This is a genomic window from Sulfurospirillum sp. hDNRA2, assembly GCF_024206095.2.
In the GTDB taxonomy this organism is placed as follows: Bacteria; Campylobacterota; Campylobacteria; order Campylobacterales; family Sulfurospirillaceae; genus Sulfurospirillum.
In genome coordinates, this window is sequence record NZ_CP159800.1 from 2,612,423 (window position 1) to 2,638,680 (window position 26,258).

The window sequence follows — 26,258 nt, forward strand, 5'->3', positions numbered from 1 at the left end:
CGCTGCTCTTTACTGCACAATCCACTCTTGCGATATGATTTCTTCTGAACCGATAAAAATTTTTCCGATAAATTTATCGTTTGAATGAAAAGTCCCGACACCTTTTGGAGTTCCGGTCATAACAATATCGTTATCTTCCAAAGCGCAAAAAGTCTCAATTTCTTCAAGGATAGTAAACGGTTTATAAATCATCAAATCACTGCTTCCTTCTTGAACTAACACATCGTTAATCCATAATTGCATCGCAACTTTATGCAGATCTGAAGGTTCAATACCGACAAACGTACTCATAACCGCAGCCCCGTTAAAAGCCTTTGCACGTTCCCACGGTAAGCCTTTTGCTTTCAACTCACTCTGCAATGTTCGGTTAGTTAAATCTAAACCGAAACCGACTCCACAAATTGTTTTATTTCGGATGAGAAATGAAATTTCTCCCTCATAGTGTAACGTTGTTTGCGATTGTTCCGTTAGCGTATGCGCAATAGCCGAATTGGGTTTCATAAAAAGAACCATCGACGTTGGAAGTTCGTTATGAAGCTCATAAATATGCTCTACATAATTACGACCGACACAGACGACTTTACTTGGCACAATATCTTCGCCGTTAAAATGAATCGTGTTCATTCGTTGACCCTTTCTTGGAGTAAATTGTAAAATTCACTTTTGGCATTAAAAGTAGATTCTATTGCATAATCAATCCCTTTATAACAAAATGCCAAAGATTGTGCATGCAATAACAATCGCGGACTCAAGGTTTTACGCGTTTGTTCTTCATGCGACATACTACCGTCTAAAAATCTTTCTGCATCTACTTCGTCGATACCGTAAATCGGATCGCCGACGATTGGATGTTTCACGTGGAACAAATGAGCTCTGATTTGATGTTGCCTTCCTGTATAAGGAATTGCCTCAATAAACGTTGCATGTTTATCTTCAAAGTAGCATACGGGAATGACGCGCGTCTGAGAAGGTTTCCCCGTTTCATCGACATGTACTTTCAAACGTATTTGACTTGTTACAATATCACGCTTGAGTTTAGCATCAATCAAAAATTCATCGGAAATTTTTCCGCGAACCAAAGCAAAATATCGTTTATGCACTTTACGTGCGGCAAAGATAGCTTTTAACTCAATTTCCGCTTTTTTATTTTTTCCTATCAAGACAAGTCCGCTTGTACTTTTATCGATACGATGCGCGGCATTAGCATCCTTGCCGTAACGCGATTTAATTTCATCGTTGAGGGTGTAACCATCTGAGCGTTTTCGAGGATGGATCATGACGCCACTGGGTTTATCGTAAACCGCAAAATCTTCCGTTTCAAAAACAGGGATAAGCCCTTTAGACGTTCCTTCAAAAACGACTACGGCAATTTCTCCAAAAATGCGAGCCGATTTTCGCGTCAATAGCTCATCGTTCACGTACACACGCTTTCGATCAATCGTTTTTTGTGCCTCACTCATCGTTATACCAAAAGTATCCATTAAAAAACGAAATGCAAGAACGGGTGTTTCTACCGTAAATTTCTTAGTCGTATAAGACAAGTTTCAACCCTTTTTTAGTCCTATTTTGTTAGAATTTTATCTTCAAAAATAGAATCCATTTTAGATAATTTCATCGTATTTTATCATAGAAAAATCATAAACGAAGAAGGAAGAAGATGGTAGAGCGCTACGCTAGAGAAGAGATGAAAAAGCATTGGACGATCGAGGCCAAATACAACGCTTGGCTTAAAGTGGAAAAGGCGGCGACCAAAGCGTGGAACAAACTCGGGCTTATTCCGAACGACGATTGTGAAAAAATCTTAACAAATGCAAAATTTGATATTGACCGTATCGATGAAATCGAGAAAGTTACCCGACACGACGTTATCGCTTTTCTTACGAGCGTCGCGGATAGCTTAGGCGATGAGAGTAGGTGGGTTCATTACGGTATGACCAGTTCCGATTGTATTGACACGGCCGTTGCGCTTCAGATGCGCGATTCCTTACATGTCATTATTGAAGACGTCAAAGTTTTAATGGAATCGCTCAAAAAAAGAGCGATGGAACACAAAATGACCTTGATGGTCGGACGCAGTCACGGTATTCACGGTGAACCGATTACCTTCGGGTTAGTGCTTGCCATTTGGTACGAAGAAATTAAACGAAGTCTCAAAAATTTTGAAAACGTAATGGAAGTAATTTCCGTAGGTCAAATAAGCGGTGCGATGGGAAATATGGCACACTCACCGATCGAACTCGAAGAACTCGTATGTGAAGAATTAGGACTTAAACCGGCTCCCGTTTCCAATCAAGTCATTCAACGCGATCGTTATGCCGCACTGATGAACGCACTTGCGCTTTTGGCTTCCAGTTGCGAAAAAATTGCCGTTGCTATTCGACATTACCAACGAACCGAAGTCTATGAATGCGAAGAGTTCTTTGAAAAAGGGCAAAAAGGAAGTTCGGCAATGCCGCACAAACGCAATCCCGTTTTAAGCGAAAACATTACGGGACTTTGTCGAATGATTCGCTCTTACGCCATCCCTGCTATGGAAAACGTTGCATTATGGCATGAAAGAGACATTAGCCATAGCTCGGTCGAACGCTTTATCTTACCGGACGGTTTCATTACCGCCGACTTTATGCTAACCCGTTTAAATAGCGTCATTTCCAAATTAGTCGTTTATCCCGAAAATATGATGAAAAACCTTAACCTCACGGGTGGGCTGGTCTTTTCACAACGTATTTTGCTCGAATTACCTTTATGCGGCGTTTCCCGTGAAGATGCTTATAAAATCGTTCAAAGAAATGCTATGAAAGTCTGGGAAGATTTACAGCAGGGCAAAGCAGCTCTCAACGCCAAAGGCGAGAGCCTCTATCTTCAAAATCTCCTTAGCGATGAAGATTTAAGAGCGAACCTCAGCGAAGCGCAAATAAGAGAATGCTTTAATTACGATTACTATACAAAAAACGTCGATAAAATCTTCCAAAGGGTATTCAAATAATGCTAACCGTTCAAAAGCGTAATGGTCGTACCGAGCCGCTCGATATTTCAAAAATACAAAAATACACAAGTTCTGCTATCAAAGGCTTGGAGAATGTGTCACAAAGCGAACTGGAAGTCGATGCAAAAATTCAATTTCGCGATCAAATTACGACCGAAGAAATTCAAAAAACATTGATTAAAACCGCAGTCGATAAAATCGATATCGATCGACCGAACTGGACCTATGTCGCCGCACGTCTTTTTTTATACGACTTGTACCATAAAGTCAACGGTTTTACGGGATACGGTAACTTCGGCGAATATCTCGAACGAGGCGAAAAAGCGGGACGTATTGCCTTAGGACTTAAGGAAAAATACGACCTTAAAGAATTGGAAGCGTACATTCAACCCGAGCGCGATTTGCAATTTACCTACCTTGGAATCAAAACTTTGCACGATCGCTACTTGATTAAGGACAAACAAGGAAAACCGATCGAATTGCCGCAACATATGTTTATGGCAATCGCAATGTTTTTGGCACAAAATGAACTCAACTCGATGGATTGGGCAAAAAAATTCTACGATGTTATCAGCAAATTCGAAGTTATGTTGGCCACGCCGACGCTTTCCAATGCACGAACAACACGCCATCAGCTAAGCTCGTGTTATATCGGCAGTACACCCGATAATATCGAAGGCATTTTCGATTCCTACAAAGAGATGTCGCTTCTAAGTAAATTCGGCGGCGGAATCGGATGGGATTGGAACTTGGTTCGCTCGATGGGAGGTATGATCGACGGGCATAAAAATGCCGCAGGCGGTATTATCCCGTTCCTCAAAATCACCAACGATATCGCGATCGCCGTCGATCAACTCGGTACACGTAAAGGTGCTATCGCCGTTTATATCGAACCGTGGCATATGGACGTATCCGACTTTTTGGATTTGAAGAAAAACTCAGGAGAAGAGCGTCGTCGTGCCCATGATCTTTTCCCCGCCTTGTGGATTAATGATCTGTTTATGAAACGCGTCGAAACAAATGCTATTTGGACGCTTTTCGATCCGGCGGAAACATCCGATCTTTCCGAGGTCTACGGAGAAGAATTTGAACGTCGCTATCTAGCCTACGAGCAAAATGAGTCCATCTCAAAAGAACATATTCCGGCGAAAGAGCTGTGGAAAAAGATTTTAACGAGCTATTTTGAGAGCGGAAGTCCATTTCTTTGCTTCAAAGATAACGCCAATAAAGTCAATCCAAACGACCATGTCGGCATTATTCGTAGCTCCAATCTCTGTACAGAAATCTTTCAGAACACCGCACCGAACCATTATAAAATCAAAGTCGTTTACAATGACGGCAGCATCGATACGTTTGAAGAGACCGACAGAGTAACGGTCGATAGCGGGCTTAGCAAAGAAGCAAAAAAAATTACGGCACTCGATTCAATCAACGGAAAAGATATTTTTATCGTTGAGAAAGAGATGGTCGAAGGTAAAACCGCCGTGTGCAATTTGGCGAGCGTCAATCTTTCCAAAATTCATACGAAAGAAGATATCGAGCGAACGATCCCCATTGCGATTCGTATGCTCGATAACGTGATCGATCTCAATTTCTACCCGCACGCTAAAGTGAAACATACGAATATGAAATCACGTGCCATAGGATTAGGAGTTATGGGCGAAGCGCAAATGCTTGCCGAAGCACATATCGCATGGGGAAGCTACGATCATTTTAGCAAGATAGACGAAGTGATGGAAGCCATTAGCTATAACGCCATTCTCGCCTCATCCAATCTGGCTATCGAAAAAGGGGTTTATCCGGAATTTCAAGGCTCAAAATGGAGCAGGGGAATTTTCCCTATCGACACGGCAAACGAAGAGGCAAAAAAGCTGGTTGATCGCGGAGGCTTATTCGGTTACATGTACGATTGGGAAAGCCTGAGAGAGCGCGTGAAGAAAAACGGTATGCGTAACGGTTACCTCATGGCCATTGCACCGACGAGCTCGATCTCTATTTTGGTCGGAACAACGCAAACGATCGAACCCGTTTACAAGCGCAAATGGTTTGAAGAAAACCTATCGGGCATGATTCCGGTCGTCGTACCCAATCTCAGCCCGGAAACATGGGGATTTTATACGCCGGCATACGATTTGGATCAAAAAGTCCTCATCAAAGCGGGTGCCATTCGCCAAAAATGGATCGACCAAGGGCAAAGCCTCAATATCTTTATGACCTTAGATAAAGCCAGCGGAAAATACCTAAACGATATTTACATGTTAGGCTGGAAACTCGGTATTAAATCAACGTACTATCTCCGATCGCAATCGCCGGAGAGTAAAATTGAAGTTGCCGATCGCAGTATTGAATGTGAAGGATGTCAATAGACGTGATACCGCAACGTTCGTAGGAAAAGGTATTTTACGCAACGTTGCATTTTGCACTAAAAGGATTTAACATGAAAACCATCGGTTTAATCGGCGGTATGAGTTGGGAATCGACCCTGTTGTATTATAAACTTCTAAACGAAGGGGTCAAAGAACGTTTGGGAGGGCTTCATAGCGCACAAATTATTTTACATTCCGTGGATTTTGCCCCGATCGCTCGTATGCAAAACGAAGGACGCTGGGATGAGGCGAGCATTACGTTGACGCAAGCCGCTCTTTCATTAGAACATGCCGGTGCCGACGTCATTTTACTCTGCACCAATACCATGCATAAAATGGCACCGTTTATCACACCGTATCTTAAAACGCCTTTTTTACATATCGCGGAAGCGACGGCCAATACGCTGAAAAAAAACCGCGTCAAAAAAGCACTTTTATTCGGAACCAAATTCACGATGCAAGAAAGCTTTTACAAAGATATTTTACATTTCCACGGTATTGACGTACTGATACCGAATGAAGAGGAAATTCAAACGATCAATCAGATTATTTTCTCCGAATTATGTGTCGGCAAAATTGAAACACCCTCTTTGAACTTTTTTGTAACCCTGATTCAAAACTATCAAAAAGAACATACCGATTTAGATGCGGTCATCTTAGGATGTACGGAAATCGGTCTACTCCTTCATCAAAAAGACTCGACGCTACCGCTTTTTAATACGACGACTATCCATGTCGACGAAGCGTTAGAATACGCTTTGAAATCTTGAAATATAAATAAATTATATTAATTTATTTTTTTAATATAAAATAGGAAAAAGTCCTTTTAAGAGCTTATATAAAGGACTTTTATCTTATTAAGAAACAATGGCATAAAAACTCATTTTTTAGAGTGTGACATATTTGTCGCAGGTTAATTATTAAGTTTTTTTAAATTTTATACTTACTATAATTTTTCATACTTTATTCTACTTAGGACAACCATGCTAACCAAAGTACTCAAACGTGACGGCACAACCGAAGAGTTCCTCCCTTTTAAGATTGAAGATGCCATCAAAAAAGCATTTAAAAGCGAAGGGGTTACCTACGATCAATCTATTTTCGACGAAATTATCAAACGTATCGAGAAAAAACGCGTTGCAGCGGTTGAAGACTTTCAAGACATGATAGAGCAAGAACTCTATAAGGCACGTTACTTTGACGTCATGCGCTCTTTTATGCTTTACCGCCATACGCATAAAATGCAACGAGAGCACATCTACGGACTCAGCGAAGATACGACGTACGTCAATTCGAGCCAAACGATTGAAGAGTACATCGGTAAAAGCGACTGGAGGATCAAAGCCAATTCCAATACGGGATATTCTAACGCCGGACTCGTCAATAATACCGCGGGTAAAGTTATCGCCAATTACTGGCTCGATAAGATATATTCCAAAGAAGAGGGATTGGCACACCGAAACGGCGACTATCACATTCACGATCTTGATTGTTTGACTGCGTATTGTGCGGGTTGGAGTTTGCGCGTTCTTTTGGATGAGGGCTTTAACGGCGTACGTGGACGCGTAGAGAGTCGTCCTCCCCAACATTTCCGTGAAGCCTTAGGGCAAATGGCAAACTTTTTGGGAATCCTTCAAAGCGAATGGGCCGGTGCACAGGCGTTTAGCTCGTTTGATACGTATTTAGCACCGTATGCGTTTAAAGATAAAATTTCGTTCAAAGAGATTAAAAAAGCGATTCGTAGTTTTATTTATAACCTAAACGTTCCGGCGCGTTGGGGACAAAGTCCCTTTACGAATATTACAATCGATTGGACCGTGCCGAAAGATTTAGCGGATCAAATTCCGACGTCAAGCCAAACGCATCTGTTTAAAGGCATTAACGACGCCGAACTTTTAAGTGAAGCAAAAAAAAGAGGCGTAAACTCTTTGGAAGCAATGACATATAAACACTTTCAAGCGGAAATGAATCTTATTAACAAGGCTTACTACGAAGTTATGACGGAAGGTGATAAAACGGGTCAACCGTTTACGTTTCCGATTCCGACCGTTAACATTACCGAAGATTTCGACTGGGATGGAGAAAATACCGATTTACTTTTTGAAAATACGGCTAAAATAGGCTCTTCTTACTTCCAAAATTTTATCGGAAGTCAATACGTGCGAGACGAAAATGGAAAGCTCGTCGAAAATCCTAAAGCGTATAAACCCGGACATGTACGTTCCATGTGTTGCAGACTCCAATTGGATTTAAGAGAGCTTTTAAAACGAGGCGGAGGGCTTTTCGGAAGTGCCGAAATGACGGGAAGCATCGGTGTCGTTACGTTAAATATGGCACGTTTGGGGTATCTCTATAAAGGCGATAAAGAGACCTTAATGGAACGCTTCGAATACCTGATGGATTTAGCCAAATCAACGTTGGAGAAAAAACGAGTTTTTGTCCAAGAGATGTACAATCGTGGACTCTATCCGTATACGGCACGCTATTTACCGGGATTTAACAGCCATTTTTCGACCATCGGCGTAAACGGCATCAATGAGATGATTCGTAACTTTACGGGCGACAAGCATAACATAACCGATGAATTCGGAATGAAATTTGCTCATGAAATTTTAGAGTTTATGCGCGTAAAAATGGTTCAGTATCAAGAAGAAACCGGCAATCTTTACAACCTTGAGGCCACACCGGCAGAGGGAACGACGTACCGCTTTGCGAAAGAAGATAAAAAGAGATTTGCCGATATTATTCAAGCAGGGTCGGGAAAGAACGTTTATTATACGAACTCTTCTCAATTGCCTGCCAATTTTACCGACGACCCGTTTGAAGCACTCGATATGCAAGACGATTTGCAGTGTTCTTACACCGGCGGTACGGTTTTGCACCTTTACATGAAAGAGCGCATTAGCTCTAGCGAAGCATGCAAGAAATTGGTTAAAAACATTATTACCAATTATCGTATGCCGTATTTGACGATTACACCGGTCTTTTCGGTTTGCGAAAAACACGGTTATATCAGCGGGGAGCATGAGTTTTGTCCGAAATGCGACGAAGAATTATTAGCACAATACCACAAAGAGGAGGGTGAAGCAGCGTCATGAGTAAAACGGAAATTTTAGAGAAATTGCAGGAAAAACGAACAAAATGTATCGTTTATACGCGCGTTATGGGGTATCACAGGCCGGTAGAGAGTTTTAACGTAGGTAAATTAGGCGAACACAAAGAGCGTGTCCAATTTGTTGAAAAATGTGCTTGCCGATAAGGCAATCCACAGTATCACGAAATTTACGACGCTGGATTTTCCCAATCATCTAGCGTCGATTTTTTGGTTTGCCAAATGCAATATGGCATGCCCTTACTGCTACAATCCGCAAATCGTGCGGGGAGAGGGTCTCGTTAGCCTCGAAGAAGCACTGAATTTCTTGCAATCCCGACAAAACAGACTGGACGGTGTTGTCTTAAGCGGAGGCGAATGCACGCTTTACCCGCACCTTGAGGCCTTGACATGTGAAATCAAACGACTAGGTTTTCAAATCAAAATCGACACCAACGGTTCCAACCCGACGTTATTGGAGCGATTGATCGAAAACGAAATGATCGACTACGTTGCACTCGATTACAAAGCACCGTTAGAAAAATACGAAGCACTCGTTCATTATCGACATGTCAAACGCTTTGAACACAGTTTAGAGCTTTTGATACGCTCCGAAATGCCTTTTGAAGTCAGAACGACGCTGCACAACGATCTTTTAAGCGTCGAAGATATTAATACCGTGATTCAAGACTTACATGTCAAAGGTTACCGCGGTACGTATTACCTACAACGCTACTTACATGTCGAAGAGACGATGGGAAATACGATGCCGCCTCAAAACGCTTTCGACCGTACAAAGCTCTCAAACTTACTTCCGATTAGCTTTCGAAACTAAGTCGATCGAAACGCTTCGAATCGCGAAAATCACTCCTGCGATCGGTACAAATACCACATCAAAAAAAGAGGCTTTAATACATTTTAAAATCGGTTTGGGTATAATCTTCAGTTCTACTAGATTATGAAACACAAAGGACATCTCAAATGACCACCGTTTTATTGGTTTTACAATTTGTTTTAACCGGTATATTAACCGTTGCCGTATTACTTCAAAAAAGCTCTTCTATCGGACTTGGCGCGTATAGCGGCAGTAACGAATCGCTTTTCGGAGCAAAAGGACCTGCCGGATTTATGGCAAAATTTACGTTTGTCGTCGGTATTCTTTTTATCGCAAATACGCTTGCGTTAGGCTATTTTTACAATCAAGATAAAAAAGTTTCGATTGCCGAAGATATCAAAATCGAAAAGAGCGTCGTTCCGAGCACTCCTGCACCGATGCCCTCAGCTCCAAGCGCACCTGAAGCTCCCAGCACCAAATAATCGATGAAATTTTTTTGGTCGTTTTTGCTTCTTAGCGTAACGGTATGGGCGGATGCCCATATCTTTATCTATCATCGCTTTAACGATGATCGCTATCCCAGCACCAATACGTCGTTGCAAGAGTTACGGTATGAATTTGAGTATTTTAAACGCAACGGGTATGAAGTCGTTCCGCTTGAAAAACTCGTTCAAGCACTCCGGGCAAAGGAAACGATCCCCGACAACTGGGTCGTCCTCACTATAGACGACAATTATAAAAGCTTTTACCGACACGGACTTGCACTCTTCAAAGAGTACGGTTATGCGTTTACGATGTTTGTTTACGTCGATGCTACGGAGCAAAAATACGGTGATTATATGAGCTGGGACGAACTCAAAGAACTTGCGAAATACGGCTCTTTAGCGTTTCACTCTATGCATCACCCGCATATGACCGAACTGAGCGACGACGCTCTTAAAAAAGATTTCGACGAAGGATTGGCCTTATTTGAAAAACGTTTGGGTATTAAACCGCGCTACTTCTCGTATCCTTTCGGAGAGTTTAGTCCGCGCGTTAAAGCCATTGCCGAAAGCTACGGCTTCGAAGCGATTTTAAACCAAAATATGGGGGCGGTTGCTTCCTTTAGCGATCCCTTGGACTTAGACCGTTCGGCACTTGTAGGCAAAAGCGATTTGAACGCCTTTTTAAAATACAAAGCCTTGGAAGCGACATGGATCGAACCTCAATACCTTCTCAAAGACGCTAAAGTCGGTACCTTACATGTCAAAGCTAACACAAGCGCAACCAAAGGCGGTTTGTATATCAGCGGTTTTGGCTATCAAGAACTTGAGCTTCAAGAAGGTGTTTTTCAAGCGAATATCACTAAAATTTTGACCAAAGAGCGCACGAGGCTCATCGTCTCCGTGGGCAATAAAATTTCAACGAAACTACTCGTAAAGGATAACTATGGAACTAAATAAAGTATATGCCGAACAAAAAGAGCATATGGAAAAATGCATCTCTTCCCTTAAACGCGACTTTATGACGATTCGTAGCGGAAAAGTCGCTATCTCGATCTTAGATAACATTCATGTCGATTACTACGGAACGCCGACTGCTTTAAATCAAGTCGCAACCGTTTTAGCAACCGACGCTACGACGATTAGCATTACGCCGTGGGAAAAAAAGATGCTACGCGAAATCGAAAAAGCAATCATGCAAGCCAATATCGGCGTCAACCCGAATAACGACGGCGAAAGCGTCAAACTCTTTTTCCCTCCGATGACGAGCGAGCAACGAAAAGAGAGTGCAAAACAAGCCAAAATCATGGGCGATAAAGCCAAAGTTGCCGCACGTAACGTACGTAAAGACGCCAACGACCAAGTGAAAAAGCTCGAAAAAGATAAGCTGATCACCGAAGATCAATCCAAAAAAGCGCAAGACGAGGTTCAAAAAATTACCGATGCGACGGTCGCAAAAATAGACGACTTGGTCAAAGAAAAAGAAGCTGAATTGCTCAAAATTTAAGGGTTTTTATGCAAATCGAAAACATTTATAAAGAAGCTAACGCGCTTTTAGAAGGACATTTTTTACTTAGTAGCGGCAAACATTCTCGTTTTTACCTTCAAAGTGCCAAAGTTTTAGAAGACCCTAAAGTCGCTGAAGAACTTGCCGTCGCACTCGCAAAAATGATTCAAGCCTACGGACTGGAAATCGACACCGTCTGTTCTCCCGCTCTTGGCGGCGTATTGGCGGGATACGAGCTAGCACGGGCACTGGGCAAACGTTTTATCTTTGCCGAACGCGTCGGCGGAGAGATGACGATTCGTCGCGGTTTTGACGTGAAAAAAGGCGAGAAAATTTTGGTCTGCGAAGATATTATCACGACAGGCGGTTCCGCACTTGAAGCGGCAAACGTCGCTCAAAGTATGGGCGGTATTATCGTCGGATTTGCAGCCCTTGCCAATCGCGGTTTTTGCAAACGCATCGGAAGCGATTTGGAAGCGAAACCGACATGTAAGCTTCCAAACGACGCACCGTTTTTTGCCTTGGCCGATTTTGAGTTCGATATCTACGATCCAAGCGATTGTCCTTTGTGTAAAGAAGGAAGTATCGCATACAAACCCGGCAGTCGAGGAAACTAAGCATTTATGCGATGGCGTGAGGCGAAAAAAGGCGGCTTAAAAGCACCGATTGCGAAACGGCAAACCGATCGTATCGCGCCTTTTTCCAAGAGAGCTAAGGCATTTATCGTCGATTCGTTTATGCTTCTCATGCCGATTCTTTACGTTGTATTTTATCTCGTTTTCGGTTCACGCGAAGGCTTTGCGCAACACTGGGCGCTAGGATGGCTACTCGTCTTAGCTCCGTACGGCTTCGTGACGACGCTCTTTTTTTACAAAACGGCGCAAACGCCCGGTTTTAAAGCCTATGACATCGAGCTTAAAGACCCTCAAACGCTTCGTACGCCGTCTCTCGCGATGTTGCTGATACGCTATCTTACGGCACTGCTTACATGTATAACGCTCATCGGGCTTTTGCTCCCTTTGCTACGCAAAGACCGCCGTACGCTTTACGATCTTCTCAGCCGTAGCGTGCCTCTTTGCAAGTAAGCCCGTGATTTTTACCAAAATTTCGAGTTTCTTCTTTTTCTATTTCGTTGTAACCGGCGTGTACGTCATTTTTATGCCTAAAATGCTGCAAACCATCGGCTATAACGCCTTTCAAATCGGCGCCGTCTTTGCGCTTGCCCCGTTGATGCGCTTCATCGTTCCGTTTTTTTTCCTAAAGCATTTTGAACTCTCGCGTACGGTTTTTTATACCGCTTTACTCGGCGCCATCGGTGCCATAGTGCTTTTTTATCCCACAATCGAGCATTTTTACCTTTTCATGCTTCCCAATATGCTTTTAGGAGCGTGTTTGGGTATGATCTTGCCTTACGTTGAGACATACGCAATGGAACATCTTAAAAAAGAGCGTTTCGGACGTGCTCGACTTTTCGGCTCGATCGGCTTCATGGCAATCGGCATCATTCTTGCGCGTCGCTTGGAGCATTTCGACAACGCTTTGCACTACCTTTTGGCGGCGATCGTACTTACGGCGGCATCCGCCTATTGGCTTACGCGCCATAACGCTCTTTTATCGGCACCGACCGTTTCAAATACGACTTTCCGATTTTCGCATGCTACGTTTTTGTGGATCAGTTTCTTTCTGATGCAAGTAAGTTTCGGCGCGTTTTACAACTTTTTTACCATTTACGAAACCGCTCACGGTATCACTTTAGAGACAACCAGCTATTTGTGGGCTTTCGGCGTCGTTTGCGAAATTATTCTATTTTATTTTCAAGCACCGCTTCTCAAACGTTTTACGCTTTTAAGCCTTCTGAAATTCGGCGTTTTAAGTGCCGCCGTTCGATGGTTTTTACTCTTTTTATTTCCCTCGTCGCTTTTGGCTTCTTACGCAACGCAATCGTTGCATGCGTTTAGTTTTGCACTGCACCATACCGCAGCTTTGAGTTTACTTTATGCTCTGTACGCACACAAAAAGCTTGCGGCACAGTTTTACTACGGGCTTTCTTTCGGATTGGGAGGATTTGCGGGTGCATTGATCGCGGGTAATTTTTACGGTCCAAGGCTTTACATGTACGCCGGTTTGATAGCGTTACTTTCGCTTGGAAGCCTTTTTCTTTTCAAGGAGAAAGAATAAAATTTTTAAGATAGATCGTCTCGACTTCGTAACCGAAATTCTCTTCTATCATACCCATTAATTCGCTTTTTAAACGCTCTTTCCCCTCTAAAGTATCCAAACCGTTAGAGTCCATCGTATTGAGGTACTGTAAAACGGCGTTTCGCACGTTTTCCATATTGCCTTTGAGAGCTTTTTTGCTACTCGCGTTTTTCATAATCAGGGCAATATCGGCTTTCATAATTTTGAATTTTTGCGAGCGGATATTGATATAAATCGTATCCAAGCTGACCTCATTGGCATCGGTGCTGACGTTCGTCGCTTTAGTTTTTGCAGCAACGTTCTCGTATGAAGAAATAGATGAATCTTCTTTGAGCATATAGCGAATCGTCCAAAAACCGATACCGATGAGCAAAATGATAAATCCCAACGTAATTTTGAGCAATTTTTCATTGAGCATTAGCGTTTACTCCATAATTTTTCATTGAGTTTGAGTTCTTCAACGATCCCGACGACCGTATTGAGAAGTTGAAAATACTCTTTAATATACGAAAATTCCAATAATGAACGTGTTAATATCGGCTCAAAAAGAGATTTTGTGTAGGCAATAGCAATATAAATTTGCGAAGCAACGAAAGAGAGATAGATCGGTCGGTTAATTTTTCGTTGAAGAAGCACGATTTTTTCCATGAAGGAATGTGAAAGAATATAGCGGCTCTCTATCGGATCGTCCCCGTAAACGACGAAAATTTTTTCAAATTCGGCATGATCGAGCTTCATCAGCGATCCTCTGGCGACGTTCATACGTTGAAACCATGTTCCTAAAACACCTAAAGTTCGCTCCGCTGTGTCGGGTAAAACTACCGTTTTACTTTTAAAGGCTTTGTTAAAGTCGGCGCAAAAAAACAGCCCTTGAAAAATCGTCTCCCACCGTTCTCTTCCTTTACTATCACGCTCTTTTTGTTGCGTATGTAAAAAACTGAATCGCACGTCGATTTTCGCAATCGAACCGCTTACCAGATCGCTTCCTTCAAATCGATCGTAATCTTCCAAAAAAAGCTCGCTTCTTCGGTATGCTTCTTCATCGATGGCACTTTCTTTGCGATACGAAAGCGATGCATCGATTTGATAAAGCAGCTTTTCGATCACCTGATCTTTAAAGAGTGCCGTAAAACCCGCTTTTTCGTGACGGTAAACAAACATAAAAATCAAAAAGCCGCTCATAGCGCTGAGTAAGCCTGCCTGCAAAGGTGCAAAATGCATGTGTTGATGTAAAACGGTAAAAAAAACGACCGCTCCTATGCTCATAAAAAAAGCGACCGTTTGGAGCTTTTTGACGATGCGCTTGCGTTCCTCTTCCAAAGGGAAGAGTGCTTCCTGCATCGTTTCGTAGTAGTATTCAAGCAGCGATGAAAGCGTCGCCATGATACGAAGGGGGGGCGTTAACTAACGAAAAAGATTTTTGACGTTGACGTTCTCACGCTCCGTAACGTCAATACGCAACACTTCTTTTTTCTCTAAGTGCATAAAACCCGCAAGTACATTGGTAGGAAACATCTCAAGCGCATTATTATAATCGGTAACGCTTTGATTGTAAGCACGACGTGCGGCGGAAATTTGCTCTTCGACCTCATGAAGCGTATGTTGAAGATGTAGAAAATTTTCGTTTGCCTTGAGTATCGGATAGTTTTCAACCGTTACCATCAACGAACCCAATGCGGACGAGAGTGCTTTGTCCAATGCCATCTTTTCCTGGGCATTAAGGCTCGGTTGAAGGGCTTGCGAACGTAAAGAAGTGATTTTTTCTAAAGTTCCCGCTTCGTGAAGCATATACTCTTTGAGCGTCGCGACAAGATTGGGAATCAGATCGTAACGTTTTTTCAAAACCGCGTCGAGTCCCGCAAAGATATTATCGACTTGATTTTTTTTAGAAATTAACGTGTTGTACAAAACGATAAAAATGAAAAGCAGTGCACCGCCGATGATCAAAAACGTTTCCACGATAAACCTCCTTATGACATGGGCTCTGCCGAGTCTACATGTAGATTCGGCAGAGCCCTCGATCAAGCCGTATTAACGACTCATACGTTTACGTTGCGTCGGATCTAAGTATTTTTTACGAATGCGAATATTTAAAGGCGTCACTTCGACAAGTTCATCGTTTTCAATCCACTCAAGCGCTAGCTCAAGGTTCATTTTTCGAGGCGGAACCAGTTTAATCGCTTCATCGGCACCGCTACTTCTAACGTTACTTTGAGGCTTGCCTTTAATCGGATTGACGTCCAAATCGTTTGGACGTGAATGCTCGCCGATAATCATACCCGAGTAGACTTTAACCTGCGCATCGATAAACAAAACGCCTCTTTCTTGCAAGCTAAAGAGTGAATAACCCATTGCCGTACCCGTTTCCATAGAGGTCAACGCACCGTTTTTGCGGTGTTCGACTTCGCCGCTCAGCGGACGGAACTCTAAAAACGAATGGTTCATAACGCCTTCGCCTTTGGTATCGGTCAAAAACTGTCCGCGAAAGCCGATAAGACCGCGCGCGGGAATTTCAAACTCGATTCTCGTCTGTCCGTCACCCGTCGGATTCATCGTTTTCATTTCCGCTTTTTTGCGGCCGAGTTTTTCGATAACCGTTCCGGTAAACTCGTCAGGCACGTCAATTACCAAGTGCTCGTAAGGTTCCATTTTGACACCGTTTTCTTCCCTGATGATAACTTCGGGACGGCCAAGGGAAAACTCATACCCTTCGCGGCGCATATTTTCCGCTAAGATCGTAATTTGCAACTCGCCGCGGCCGGAAACTTTAAATTTACCTTCGCCCTCTGACTCGTATTTCATCGCGATATTGGTTTTCATCTCGGATTCTAAACGCTCGGATAGTTTATTGGAAGTAACGTATTTGCCGTCAAGTCCCGCAAACGGAGAATCGTTAACCGCAAAAACGACCGAAAGCGTAGGCTCTTCGATATGCAAAGGATCAAGCGGCATCGGATTATTCGGATCAACGATACTATCGCCGACGTCGAGTGTCTCAAAACCGGCAACCGCAACGATATCGCCGCTTTCGGCTTCGTTAATATCGATACGATCCAAACCGTGGAAACCGATCAATTTAGAGATACGTCCGCGCGTTTGTTCCCCGCTCGCTTTGGCAAGCATGACGGTTTCGTTCTTTTTAATCGTACCGTTAAAAATACGCGCAATACCTATTTTACCGACGTAATTATCGTAATCAAGGGTAAATACCTGTAGTTGAAGCGGATTTTCGGGTTTGCCCGAAGGTGCGGGAACATGTTTGATAATCGTCTCAAACAAAGGTTCTAGATTTTTGTTTTCGTCGCTCATATCGTACTTGGCGTAACCGTCGCGTGCCGCGGCGTAAACAATGGGAAATTCCAACTGCTGCTCGTTCGCACCGAGCGCAACGAGAAGGTCGAACACTTCATCGACGACACGATCGGGATCGGCTGCAGGCTTGTCGATCTTATTGACGACGACGATCGGGCACAAACCCAAACTTAACGCTTTTTTGACGACAAACTTGGTTTGAGGCATAACGCCCTCTTGTGCATCGACTAGCAATAAAACACCGTCGACCATTTTTAAAACACGCTCAACTTCACCGCCGAAATCCGCGTGGCCCGGAGTATCGATAATGTTGATTTTCGTCTCTTTATAACGAATCGCCGTATTTTTAGAAAGGATGGTAATGCCGCGTTCTTTCTCAAGATCGTTGCTATCCATCGCTCTTTCTTCGACTTTTTGGTGTGCGCTAAAGGTCCCCGATTGTTTCAACAACTCGTCGACCAAAGTAGTTTTGCCGTGGTCAACGTGCGCGATTACGGCAATATTTCTAAACTCTTGCAAAAAATTCTCCTCGTTATCTTAGCTTTTACATCTCTTAATAAAACATACGTGGCAGGTGTAGTTCGAAGAAGTAATATGTCTCATTATATCATTTTATCGCTAAATTTACATGTAAAGCTTTGTTACCGATGTGGAATGAAGATTGCTTGTTAAAAGCGTGGAATTATCTAAAATTTGAGTATAAGGCAATGAACATGCAAGATCTTTTCTCTTTTGTTCAAACCAAAAGCAGCCCTTTATCTACAGCGTCTAATAGCGTTAACACCGATGTTTCTGGTACGCAAACGCCTGCGCAAGAAGGAGCGTTTGCCGAAAGTTTTTTTGCAATTATTTTGGGAAAATTGACGCAAGAAGAAAATCCTCAAACGCTTGAAGAACTTCCGATCGATACGACGACTTCTGCCGCTACGGAGAACCTTTTGACGGCAGGCAGTACGGATGAGGCAAAACCTATCGACGAACATCTTTTAGAAGATCTTTTAAGCATCGTCAATACCTTGCAACAAGATTCGCAAACAACGAATTTCCCGACTTTAAAAGCGTCTTCAAATCTTGAAAAGATTCTTAACAATGAAACGGCTCGCCAAGATTTTGCCAATGTTAAAAACGTCAGCGACTTGCTTGAAGTCTCCAAAAAATACGACTTAGGACTCGAAAAACTCTCGATTTCAAAAGAGAGCGTTGAAAGTTTACAAACTAAATTTCCGAAGCTAACGCAAAATAACTTTTTCGACGAGATTACGACAGCACTCAAGCAAATGCAAACCGAGCCTCGATCAACGGCGCAAACAACGCAACAAACAACGATTCCGACCCAAGTAGGGCTCATGAATCTTTTGGATAATCAACAGCCCAAAACCCAACCCGTGCCGCAGACGCAATCCATTTTGGGCGAGCTAATCGCCAAAGAGAGTTCTAGCGAAGCGACACATTCACAACAACCCATCCCAACGTCGTCTAAGCCTTTAGAAGAGACGTCGATCGTAAACGAAAAGCAACAAACGTTAGCACAAAAAATAGTAAACAACGCCGCATCGGAAACTAAAATGACCGACGCTTCGATGCAACAAAAAAATGATCCGCACACCGACGATGCGGTAAAATCTTCTATCGAAGTATTAACAAAACCGTTGGAAACCGTTATTCAAAAAGCATTGCACGATGTCAAACAAGAAATGAAAAAATCTGAAGTTCCGACGCAAGCAATCAACGAGAACGGCGTAACAACGCAAGAGACTCCGATAGCAAAACCTAATGACCTCAAAGCGGAAGTTATTCAAAAAAGCGACGCTAAAAATGACGAATCGCTGGTAAAATCTTTGAAACAAGAAAAAACAATCGACACGACAAATGACGAACTTTCTTCTGCACAGACGACAAAGCCGCTCGTATCGGAAGAGGTAAAATCATCGAGCGAAGATATACAATCAACGCCCGATATTAAAACCGATAGCACCGTAAAAATAACGACAAAACAAGATTTTAACACGAATAAACCGACTACGACCAAAGAGAGTCTCTCACAGTTTGCCAGCGATTTAAAAGAGCAGATCGAAACCTATAAACCACCCATTATGAAAGTAGAACTTTCCTTAAGTCCGAAAAGTTTAGGCGATGTCGACGTAACGTTATTGACGCGAGGCAATAACCTACATGTCAACATTTCATCCAACACGACGACCATGAACCTCTTCACTCAAAATCAAGACGAAGTCAAGAGTGCTTTGGTCAATATGGGTTTTACCAACCTTGAAATGAACTTCAGCGATCAACGTAATAGTGAACAATCGCAACACCACCAAAAACAAAGCGGCGGAAACTTTAAAGAGTTCGGCGCGGAACAAACCGAGGACGATACGGCACTCTTAGAGATCGTCATTCCTCAATACGTTTAAAAAGGATAGAACATGGCAACAGGATATGAAAATCTTATTAAAACGGGAAGCTCTACAACCACTAGCGGTACAAGTTCAAGCACGAGTACGGCAAAAACAGGCTCTGCCGATAGTTTAAATAAAGATGATTTTTTACAACTTTTACTCGTTGAGCTCCAACATCAAGATCCAACCGATCCGATGGATAGCGATAAAATCTTGACCCAAACATCACAATTAGCAACCCTTGAAGCTTCCGAAAACACCAATAAAGCTCTGGAAGATTTAGCGGCACAACTGAAACAAAGCGTGAGTGCCGGAGCAACTTCGGTTATCGGTAAAATGGCAAGCCTCGGCTATAACGCTATCACGTTAAAAGACGGCGAAGCGGCGTATGAAGTCTACTTTCCGAATGAGATTAAAGACGGAACGCTTACGATTAAAGACGCTAACAAAAATACCGTGCAAACCATCGACCTTGGAGACGTTGCCGCCGGTAAAAGCGGCGTAGTCGCCTTTAAATGGGACGGTACGAACCAATACGGCGATAAAGTTAAAGACGGATATTACAGCGTTACGGCGGATTACGTCGATGCAAACGGTAAATCACAAACAACGCAATTCGGTGTTTATCCCGTAGAATCCATTCGTTACGAAGACGGCGAAACTTATGTCAAACTCGGTTCAACTTATTATCCGATGGGTGACGTAACCGAGTTTTACGAACAATCTTTAATTTCGTAAGAAACGGCGATGAACAGTTCATTATACAATAGCGTCTCGGGCGTTAAATCGTTTCAGTTCGCGATGGACGTCCAATCCAACAACATCGCTAACATCAATACCATCGGATTTAAAGGAAGCACGCCGGAAATTTCATCGCTTTTTTCAACGACGCTGGCAGGTACCTATGCCGCATATGCTAATGACGACAGTTTAGGTGCTTCTAGCCAAACGACGGCGTTTAATATGAACCAAGGTATCCTTCAAAACACCGATAATGCCTTTGATTTGGCGATCGGCGGAGAAGGCTGGTTCGGGGTTCAAGGGCTTAACGAAAAAACCTATTTTACGCGAGCGGGACAATTTTCAATCGATTCTAACGGTGATCTAGTCGACATAAACGGCAATTATCTTCTAGCGACGTCGGGAAATAATATCACTCCGACGACACTTGATGAAACAACCCTCTCCAAATTCGGTACGTATTACAAAAGCACCGCAAAAACACCCGCACAACCGTACGCGATTAATGCTACGGGAGATGTGCCTCTTGGAAGCGTCGGAAAACAAACAAAAGTGCATTTACCCGATTTATTGTACTATCCTCCGACGGCAACGACGAATGTTTCTTACAGTGCCAGCTTAAATCCAAAGGTCACGATAGGTTCCGTTAGCGTTCCTCTGAACAGCGATGACTACACGCAAACCGTTACCGCCGCTTCCGGAAAAATAAGCCTAAACGGAACGACGACGCATACGAGCGCACTTCAAAATCCTCAACCGGGGGATCAAGTGCTCGTTACCGTTACGGATAACGCCGGTAAAAAATTAACGGCAACTACCCAATTAGATGCGTCGAATCAATGGAGCATTTCCAATGTTAATGTCAGCGAACTCGACACAAGTAACCCTTTAAACGTTTCGGTCTCCGTAACAACCAACCAAGAGGTTGCCAATCAAGACCATGCATCGATCGGTATTATTGGTCCAGACGGTGATAAAGATACGCTTGATATGACCTTTACGAAAAGAGTTCCTCAAGCCGCTTCGGGAACAACATGGGATGTTACCGCCAATATTTACAGCTTTTATGAAAATTACGACAGTACAAAGACCTATGATCCTGCACTTTATTACGTTAACCAAAAAGACGCCAAAGTCTATGAAATTGTCGATACCCAAACGGGTACCTTAGAATTTGACGGAGCCGGTAGACTTCTTAGCAACTCTTTGCCCGCACTTTCCAACGGAGGGACGACTCTAAATGTCAATTTGGGAACACTTAACAGTTTTGACGGACTTGTTTCCAGTACCAGTATTACTAAAACGAGTAGTTATCAAACAAACGGTACCGTCGAAGGGTTTTTAAAAAACTACGGAATGGACGGCAACGGCAATATTATTGCCGAATTCGATAACGGAAAAAGCTCCGCTATTGCTAAAGTTGCCGTCTACCACTTTCAAAACGACCAAGGTTTAACGTCTGCATCTTCAAACCTCTTTGAAGAGTCTTCCAACAGCGGAAAAGCTATTTTTTATACCGATAAAGACGGAAATGCTTTTTTAGGCTCCAATGTTTTAAATCACCGACTGGAAGGCAGTAACGTTAGTATGGCAACGGCATTGACCGAACTAATCGTGATACAAAAAGCATTTACCGCAAGTTCAAAAGGCATTACGACCAGCGATGAGTTGCTCCAAAATGCTATCAATATGAAACAATAGTTTTTAACATTATATGGAATAAAAATTGCTTTTGATTTTAAACACTATTCATTACACTAAAAAGTAACTTTAAAAAGGATACGCTATGATGAGATCACTTTGGGCCGGCGTTACCGGATTACAAGCGCACCAAATTGCTATGGACGTTGAAGGTAATAACATTGCAAACGTTAATACTACCGGCTTTAAATATTCTCGTGCGAATTTTTCCGATCTTCTCAATCAAACGGCCAAAATCGCTACGGCTCCACAAGGAGAACTCGGCGGTAAAAACTCAATGCAAATAGGTCTTGGAACACAAGTCAGTTCCGTTACGAAGATTTTTAAACAAGGTTCTATCGAAACCACCGATAAAAATACCGATCTTGCCATCAGCGGAGACGGTTTTTTCGTTATTTCTCCAGACGGCGGAAATACCTACAAATACTCCCGAAACGGAGATTTTTCATTTGACGCAAACGGTAACTTCGTCGATGCAAACGGCTATATTGCACAAGGTTGGGTCAGAGACGATACTACCGGCGAAATCGACGCAACGGCTCCGATTCGAAATATCACTATTCCTCCCGGATTGACCACGCCGGCTAACGATACGGGATACATTACGCTTAAAGCCAATCTTAACTCCGGTGATTCTACCAAAAATAAAAGTGCTATTTATGCATTGGATCAATATAAAGGTTGGTACGATAAGGACAATAACAATACCAAATCGACAACGGAAAAACATGATGAAAACGATGCTTCGTTAAACTCTTTCAATACCGATAATGAATTGGTCGAACGCGGTGTCGACATGGGTGTTTTATTTAATGCCACGGGCGAAGCGTTTAACCTAAGAGAAGGGCAGGGTATTTGGATGAGTTATGCCGATGCCGTCGCCAAACCGCAAAGCATCACGGCGAGCAATTCAACGTCGTCGTTAAAAATTACCGTTAACGGCGTTAGTATCAGCGGCGAATTGACAAAAGCCGCAAAAGCGACTCCGACAAGTGAAGAAAATATTCTTGTCGCTAACGAAATTGCAAACCTCATTAACCAAAAAACAAGCGAAACGGGTGTTGTCGCAACCGTTGAAAACGGTAATCATCTGGTTCTTAAAAATACTAATAAAATAGGAACCGATGAGCAACATAAAAATATTAACCTTGACGTTACCTCTCCGACAACAATCGGCTTAACGTCAACACAAGTCATTACCGCTTATCAATACGCTTATTCGACCTCTTCCGTCTCGGCATCACATGATTACGATGCAAGCGTCGTTAGAAAATTTCATACGACGGAAGATTTACGAAATGCTATGCAAGTAGACGCACGTTTATGGACGAATTATTTAGGTAGCGTCGTCGATCCAAACGGTGCCGATAATAAAGCAAATACGACAAACGACAACATCCCTTGGTCAACCGTCAGTGCCTTAAATAAAAACGACGGCGTGCAAGTTTTAGTCAACGAAGAGGGAAAATTTGTACTTAAAAACCCTACGGGAGATGCACCGGATGTTTATACCGGAGCCATGAGCGGCTTTACGATCAACTCCGTTTTATCTTCACAAGACGTTACATTTCCTGCCGGAACAACATTTAAAAATGCAATCACTTTACCTACGGGTACGACCGTAACCTTAAGCGGAAAAATCCCGGGTGATGCTACTTACGGAACGGAAGGAGATTATACGTTCATCGGAACAATCCCTGCCGGCTTCGTTTTAAGTGCGGACGCTACATTACCTCAAGGAACGACTTTTCCTCAATTTAGCGCAACGATTAACGATCCGCTTGACGTGACTGCAGACGATAGAACCATCGATATTACGCTTACAACGGCGGCCGTTGCCGGACAAACGTATTCTATTACCATCGGCGGTACAACCTATACTACCGCAGCCGCAGCCGGCGGAGAAACCGCGGCAACCGTAGCAGGCGCATTGTATACCCTTATTAAAGCCGACTATGCCGATGCAACGCTTGACGGTACGACGATTACTTTACCGACCAATGCCGGTACGACAACGATTAATCCTCCTACCTCAAGTGTAGCGGGAACAATTTCGGCAACGATTAGTGCGGCACTTGCGGCAGCGGATGACGACCGTACGATCAATTTAGCCGGTACGTCCAATTCCATTGCGGGACAAACATATTCTATTACTATCGGTGGTACAACGTATACCTATACTCCTGCTGCTGCCGGAGAGAATGCGGCTACCATAGCGAGCGGTTTACGAGCCTTAATAGAAGCCGATGCCGCTTATACCGGACACACGTCCGTTGTAGGATCCGTTATTACTATTGATCAAGGTGCAGGAACGGAAAATATCGTTGCTTCAACCAATATCGACGCCGTCGATGTTACGGATGTCGGTATTACCGATAAAGACGGTGACGGTAAAAAAGACGATCAAGCTATTTACGTTTCTATTACGGGATTAACCAATGCAAGCAATAACGTCAGTGAAAATACCAAATTTACCACATCGTTTTCCGCGCTTCAAGGTTCACTCCCCTCAGGTACGTCTGAAAGATCGACTCAAAATATCTATATGGCAAGTCATGCTTCCAGTATCGACGTATACGACTCTTTAGGTTCTAAACATACCGTTCGTTTTGAGTTTAGAAAAATTGGACAAACCGATAACGGCGGTACCGAATGGTCCATGCTCATTACCGTACCGGAACCGGGTCAAATTAATTATGCGGCTGGAAATTTACCTGAAAATATTATCACAGGTTCTATTGCGTTCAATAGCGACGGATCACTTGCAACCTTTACGCCGACAAACTTGACATATACCGCCAATAACGGTTCATCACCGAATCAAAATATAGAGCTTCATTTTGGTACTTTGGGTCAATTTGACGGTATGACTTCATTTGATAAAGAGTCCAATACTTCGGGTATTTCACAAGACGGTTATCCGGGCGGCGATCTTTCGGGTATTCGCGTCGACGAAACGGGAACGCTTATCGGAAGCTTTACCAACGGACGAAGTTTCGGTCTTGCACAAGTTGCCATGGCAAAATTTACCAATAACGAAGGTTTGGAAAGCGACGGCGGAAATACTTTTATCCAGACGTCAAACTCCGGCGATCCCGTTATCGGTCAAGCATCCGTCGGCGGTAGGGGAGCCATTCAAGCAAGCTCGCTTGAAATGAGTAACGTGGATCTTTCACGCTCCTTAACGCAATTGATCGTTATCCAAAGAGGATACCAAGCAAACTCCAAAACGATCACGACTTCGGATGAAATGCTCAATACGCTTCTTCAATTAAAATAGATTTTTTTAGCTTACATGTACTACAATGAGTCCCAAAAAACTTGGGACTCAACACATGAAAATTACACTGAATCACTACACTCCGTTACTTATTTGTGCAGACGCTATTCGTACATGTTGGCAAAGTTTTGATAAAAGCGATAACGGCGGCGAAAAGGATAAAGAGCTGATCGATCGCGTCGGCAATAAATTTAAACACGCTTCAACGTTGGAACATCTGGTTTACAATTTTTACATCGAAGGCGTTTCCAGAGCCTTGCTTCAAGAACTTGCGCGTCATCGTATGGCTTCACTTTCGGTAAAATCCACCCGTTATACCCTAAAAGAACTCAAAAACGAAGCACTCTTTACATGTAAGGATTTTGAACGCGCCCAAAAGTACCTTGTCCTAACGGGCGTCGAAATGGTAGACGAAATGAGCGTCAAAGCACTTGAAAACTTGCGTTTGGTACTCAACGAAGGCATTAGCAACGATAAAGCCAAATACTGCCTTCCGGAGAGCTATAAAACCGAACTTACGTGGACGATTAACGCGCGAAGCCTTCAAAACTTTTTAACGCTTCGAAGCGATAAAAGCGCTCTATGGGAAATTCAAAATTTAGCCCATGCCCTTTACGAAGCACTTCCCGAAGAACACCGATACCTCTTTAGCCTCAAAGAAAACGTATCACTTTAAGCCTTACATGTCAAGACTGACATGTAAGCTTTTAGCGTCAAAAAACCGATTAGTATTGATTAAAGCCTTTGCGCATGCGTAATCGCTATTGCTATGGCATCGGTAATATCCAAAGGCTTAATTTCTTGTTGAATGCCTAAAATCTTTTTCACCATAAACGACACCTGTTCTTTTTGCGCTTTACCGTTTCCCGTAACCGCTTTTTTAACTTGTAAAGGAGTGTATTCGCTAAAATTGCCTTTGAGCTGCAAAATTTTAAGACTTAACGCTCCTCGAAATTGAGCCAATTTTAGCACCGTTTTGGGGTTGTACGCATAGAAAATATCTTCAATCGCCACTTCGTCTATCACATGGGATCGAAAGATCGTATCAAGCCCTTCGACCAATTCCACAATCTGATGCTGTAAAATTTTTTCCTTAATTTTTATCAGTCCGGCTTCCACTAAAATAAGTTTGCTTTTTTCTTTACGAAGCACGCTGTATCCGCAGTTTCTAGTACCAGGGTCTATACCTAAAATCACCATATTTTTATCCTTTATTCACGTCTTTTGTCACAGTGTGAATAACTTTTTTCACATTATAGCGGCACTTGCTTTAACAAGGAACTAATAATAGTTTGGTTAAAATAAAACAAACTTATTCACATGTTATTCACGATGTGAAGACTTTTTTAAGGAGATTGA

24 protein-coding genes are annotated in these 26,258 nt (G+C 42.9%); 17 read left to right on the forward strand and 7 right to left on the reverse strand.

Annotation, left to right across the window (positions count from 1 at the left end; translation table 11 throughout):
* Window positions 1-9: 9 nt before the first annotated feature.
* On the reverse strand, window positions 10-624 hold the full coding sequence (locus NL930_RS12955; RefSeq protein WP_254376934.1) for a fumarylacetoacetate hydrolase family protein: 615 nt from the start codon (window positions 622-624) through the stop codon (window positions 10-12).
* Entirely contained in the window at window positions 621-1,541 is a 921-nt protein-coding gene (locus NL930_RS12960) for an RluA family pseudouridine synthase (RefSeq protein WP_039671823.1), read from the reverse strand. The genes NL930_RS12955 and NL930_RS12960 overlap by 4 nt, the downstream gene beginning before the upstream one ends.
* 116 nt (window positions 1,542-1,657) lie before the next feature.
* On the opposite strand from NL930_RS12960, the gene purB reads away from it, so the two are divergent.
* From purB to NL930_RS13020, 12 genes are all read left to right on the forward strand, one after another.
* Complete coding sequence (gene purB / locus NL930_RS12965) at window positions 1,658-2,986, forward strand: adenylosuccinate lyase (protein ID WP_254376935.1); 1,329 nt, start codon at window positions 1,658-1,660, stop codon at window positions 2,984-2,986.
* Window positions 2,986-5,352 (forward strand): ribonucleoside-diphosphate reductase subunit alpha, encoded by a 2,367-nt coding sequence (locus tag NL930_RS12970; protein WP_039671821.1) that lies wholly within the window; start codon window positions 2,986-2,988, stop codon window positions 5,350-5,352. The genes purB and NL930_RS12970 overlap by 1 nt, the downstream gene beginning before the upstream one ends.
* Before the next feature lie 71 nt (window positions 5,353-5,423).
* Entirely contained in the window at window positions 5,424-6,122 is a 699-nt protein-coding gene (locus NL930_RS12975; protein WP_039671820.1) for an aspartate/glutamate racemase family protein, read from the forward strand.
* 213 nt (window positions 6,123-6,335) lie between these two features.
* Complete coding sequence (locus NL930_RS12980; protein ID WP_254376936.1) at window positions 6,336-8,450, forward strand: ribonucleoside triphosphate reductase; 2,115 nt, start codon at window positions 6,336-6,338, stop codon at window positions 8,448-8,450.
* Window positions 8,447-8,611 carry an anaerobic ribonucleoside-triphosphate reductase gene (gene nrdD / locus NL930_RS12985; RefSeq protein WP_039671818.1) on the forward strand — a complete coding sequence of 55 codons (165 nt, stop codon included), beginning with the start codon at window positions 8,447-8,449 and terminating at the stop codon, window positions 8,609-8,611. Before NL930_RS12980 ends, nrdD begins: the two co-directional genes overlap by 4 nt.
* The gene (locus tag NL930_RS12990) at window positions 8,598-9,278 is read left to right on the forward strand and encodes an anaerobic ribonucleoside-triphosphate reductase activating protein (protein WP_254376982.1); all 681 of its coding nucleotides are present in this window, start codon (window positions 8,598-8,600) and stop codon (window positions 9,276-9,278) included. The genes nrdD and NL930_RS12990 overlap by 14 nt, the downstream gene beginning before the upstream one ends.
* Window positions 9,279-9,424: 146 nt before the next feature.
* Complete coding sequence (gene secG / locus NL930_RS12995) at window positions 9,425-9,760, forward strand: preprotein translocase subunit SecG (protein WP_039671816.1); 336 nt, start codon at window positions 9,425-9,427, stop codon at window positions 9,758-9,760.
* 3 nt (window positions 9,761-9,763) lie between these two features.
* A complete protein-coding gene (locus NL930_RS13000) occupies window positions 9,764-10,720 on the forward strand; it encodes a polysaccharide deacetylase family protein (protein WP_254376937.1) in 957 nt (318 codons plus the stop codon).
* Entirely contained in the window at window positions 10,707-11,267 is a 561-nt protein-coding gene (gene frr, locus NL930_RS13005; protein WP_254376938.1) for a ribosome recycling factor, read from the forward strand. Before NL930_RS13000 ends, frr begins: the two co-directional genes overlap by 14 nt.
* An 8-nt stretch (window positions 11,268-11,275) precedes the next feature.
* Window positions 11,276-11,884, forward strand: a complete 609-nt coding sequence (gene pyrE / locus NL930_RS13010; protein ID WP_039671813.1) for an orotate phosphoribosyltransferase — start codon at window positions 11,276-11,278, stop codon at window positions 11,882-11,884.
* A gap of 6 nt (window positions 11,885-11,890) precedes the next feature.
* On the forward strand, window positions 11,891-12,352 hold the full coding sequence (locus tag NL930_RS13015; protein ID WP_254376939.1) for an RDD family protein: 462 nt from the start codon (window positions 11,891-11,893) through the stop codon (window positions 12,350-12,352).
* 4 nt (window positions 12,353-12,356) lie between these two features.
* Window positions 12,357-13,445, forward strand: coding sequence for an MFS transporter (locus NL930_RS13020; RefSeq protein WP_254376940.1), 1,089 nt, complete (start codon window positions 12,357-12,359; stop codon window positions 13,443-13,445).
* Here the strand turns inward: NL930_RS13020 and fliL are convergent.
* The 4 genes from fliL to typA all read right to left on the reverse strand — a co-directional run bounded on the left by fliL (window position 13,429) and on the right by typA (window position 17,297).
* Complete coding sequence (gene fliL, locus NL930_RS13025) at window positions 13,429-13,884, reverse strand: flagellar basal body-associated protein FliL (RefSeq protein ID WP_254376941.1); 456 nt, start codon at window positions 13,882-13,884, stop codon at window positions 13,429-13,431. The genes NL930_RS13020 and fliL overlap by 17 nt on opposite strands.
* Window positions 13,884-14,849: a DUF3137 domain-containing protein gene (locus NL930_RS13030; protein WP_254376942.1), complete on the reverse strand. Its 966-nt coding sequence runs from the start codon at window positions 14,847-14,849 to the stop codon at window positions 13,884-13,886. Before NL930_RS13030 ends, fliL begins: the two co-directional genes overlap by 1 nt.
* Window positions 14,850-14,870: 21 nt before the next feature.
* Window positions 14,871-15,425 carry a LemA family protein gene (locus NL930_RS13035; protein ID WP_039671809.1) on the reverse strand — a complete coding sequence of 185 codons (555 nt, stop codon included), beginning with the start codon at window positions 15,423-15,425 and terminating at the stop codon, window positions 14,871-14,873.
* Window positions 15,426-15,497: 72 nt separating this feature from the next.
* Entirely contained in the window at window positions 15,498-17,297 is a 1,800-nt protein-coding gene (gene typA / locus NL930_RS13040; RefSeq protein WP_039671808.1) for a translational GTPase TypA, read from the reverse strand.
* Window positions 17,298-17,491: 194 nt separating this feature from the next.
* Here typA and NL930_RS13045 point away from each other — a divergent pair, with 194 nt between their 5' ends.
* The 5 genes from NL930_RS13045 to thyX all read left to right on the forward strand — a co-directional run bounded on the left by NL930_RS13045 (window position 17,492) and on the right by thyX (window position 25,575).
* Complete coding sequence (locus NL930_RS13045) at window positions 17,492-19,192, forward strand: flagellar hook-length control protein FliK (protein ID WP_254376943.1); 1,701 nt, start codon at window positions 17,492-17,494, stop codon at window positions 19,190-19,192.
* Window positions 19,193-19,204: 12 nt separating this feature from the next.
* Entirely contained in the window at window positions 19,205-19,915 is a 711-nt protein-coding gene (locus NL930_RS13050) for a flagellar hook capping FlgD N-terminal domain-containing protein (protein ID WP_041962775.1), read from the forward strand.
* 9 nt (window positions 19,916-19,924) lie between these two features.
* Window positions 19,925-21,619 (forward strand): flagellar hook-basal body complex protein, encoded by a 1,695-nt coding sequence (locus NL930_RS13055; protein ID WP_254376944.1) that lies wholly within the window; start codon window positions 19,925-19,927, stop codon window positions 21,617-21,619.
* 85 nt (window positions 21,620-21,704) lie between these two features.
* The gene (locus NL930_RS13060; RefSeq protein ID WP_254376945.1) at window positions 21,705-24,899 is read left to right on the forward strand and encodes a flagellar hook-basal body complex protein; all 3,195 of its coding nucleotides are present in this window, start codon (window positions 21,705-21,707) and stop codon (window positions 24,897-24,899) included.
* 55 nt (window positions 24,900-24,954) lie between these two features.
* Window positions 24,955-25,575 carry an FAD-dependent thymidylate synthase gene (gene thyX / locus NL930_RS13065; protein ID WP_041962778.1) on the forward strand — a complete coding sequence of 207 codons (621 nt, stop codon included), beginning with the start codon at window positions 24,955-24,957 and terminating at the stop codon, window positions 25,573-25,575.
* A gap of 59 nt (window positions 25,576-25,634) precedes the next feature.
* On the opposite strand, the gene ruvC is transcribed toward thyX, so the two are convergent.
* A complete protein-coding gene (ruvC, locus tag NL930_RS13070) occupies window positions 25,635-26,099 on the reverse strand; it encodes a crossover junction endodeoxyribonuclease RuvC (protein ID WP_039671803.1) in 465 nt (154 codons plus the stop codon).
* Window positions 26,100-26,258: the final 159 nt, after the last annotated feature.

Coding starts and splice junctions, on each gene's coding strand:
- NL930_RS12955 (WP_254376934.1), bottom strand. CDS start 624: ATGAACACGATTCATTTTAACGGCGAAGATATTGTGCCAAGTAAAGTC.
- purB (WP_254376935.1), top strand. CDS start 1,658: ATGGTAGAGCGCTACGCTAGAGAAGAGATGAAAAAGCATTGGACGATC.
- NL930_RS12970 (WP_039671821.1), top strand. CDS start 2,986: ATGCTAACCGTTCAAAAGCGTAATGGTCGTACCGAGCCGCTCGATATT.
- NL930_RS12975 (WP_039671820.1), top strand. CDS start 5,424: ATGAAAACCATCGGTTTAATCGGCGGTATGAGTTGGGAATCGACCCTG.
- NL930_RS12980 (WP_254376936.1), top strand. CDS start 6,336: ATGCTAACCAAAGTACTCAAACGTGACGGCACAACCGAAGAGTTCCTC.
- nrdD (WP_039671818.1), top strand. CDS start 8,447: ATGAGTAAAACGGAAATTTTAGAGAAATTGCAGGAAAAACGAACAAAA.
- secG (WP_039671816.1), top strand. CDS start 9,425: ATGACCACCGTTTTATTGGTTTTACAATTTGTTTTAACCGGTATATTA.
- NL930_RS13000 (WP_254376937.1), top strand. CDS start 9,764: ATGAAATTTTTTTGGTCGTTTTTGCTTCTTAGCGTAACGGTATGGGCG.
- frr (WP_254376938.1), top strand. CDS start 10,707: ATGGAACTAAATAAAGTATATGCCGAACAAAAAGAGCATATGGAAAAA.
- pyrE (WP_039671813.1), top strand. CDS start 11,276: ATGCAAATCGAAAACATTTATAAAGAAGCTAACGCGCTTTTAGAAGGA.
- NL930_RS13015 (WP_254376939.1), top strand. CDS start 11,891: ATGCGATGGCGTGAGGCGAAAAAAGGCGGCTTAAAAGCACCGATTGCG.
- fliL (WP_254376941.1), bottom strand. CDS start 13,884: ATGCTCAATGAAAAATTGCTCAAAATTACGTTGGGATTTATCATTTTG.
- NL930_RS13030 (WP_254376942.1), bottom strand. CDS start 14,849: ATGGCGACGCTTTCATCGCTGCTTGAATACTACTACGAAACGATGCAG.
- NL930_RS13045 (WP_254376943.1), top strand. CDS start 17,492: ATGCAAGATCTTTTCTCTTTTGTTCAAACCAAAAGCAGCCCTTTATCT.
- NL930_RS13050 (WP_041962775.1), top strand. CDS start 19,205: ATGGCAACAGGATATGAAAATCTTATTAAAACGGGAAGCTCTACAACC.
- NL930_RS13055 (WP_254376944.1), top strand. CDS start 19,925: ATGAACAGTTCATTATACAATAGCGTCTCGGGCGTTAAATCGTTTCAG.
- NL930_RS13060 (WP_254376945.1), top strand. CDS start 21,705: ATGATGAGATCACTTTGGGCCGGCGTTACCGGATTACAAGCGCACCAA.
- thyX (WP_041962778.1), top strand. CDS start 24,955: ATGAAAATTACACTGAATCACTACACTCCGTTACTTATTTGTGCAGAC.
- ruvC (WP_039671803.1), bottom strand. CDS start 26,099: ATGGTGATTTTAGGTATAGACCCTGGTACTAGAAACTGCGGATACAGC.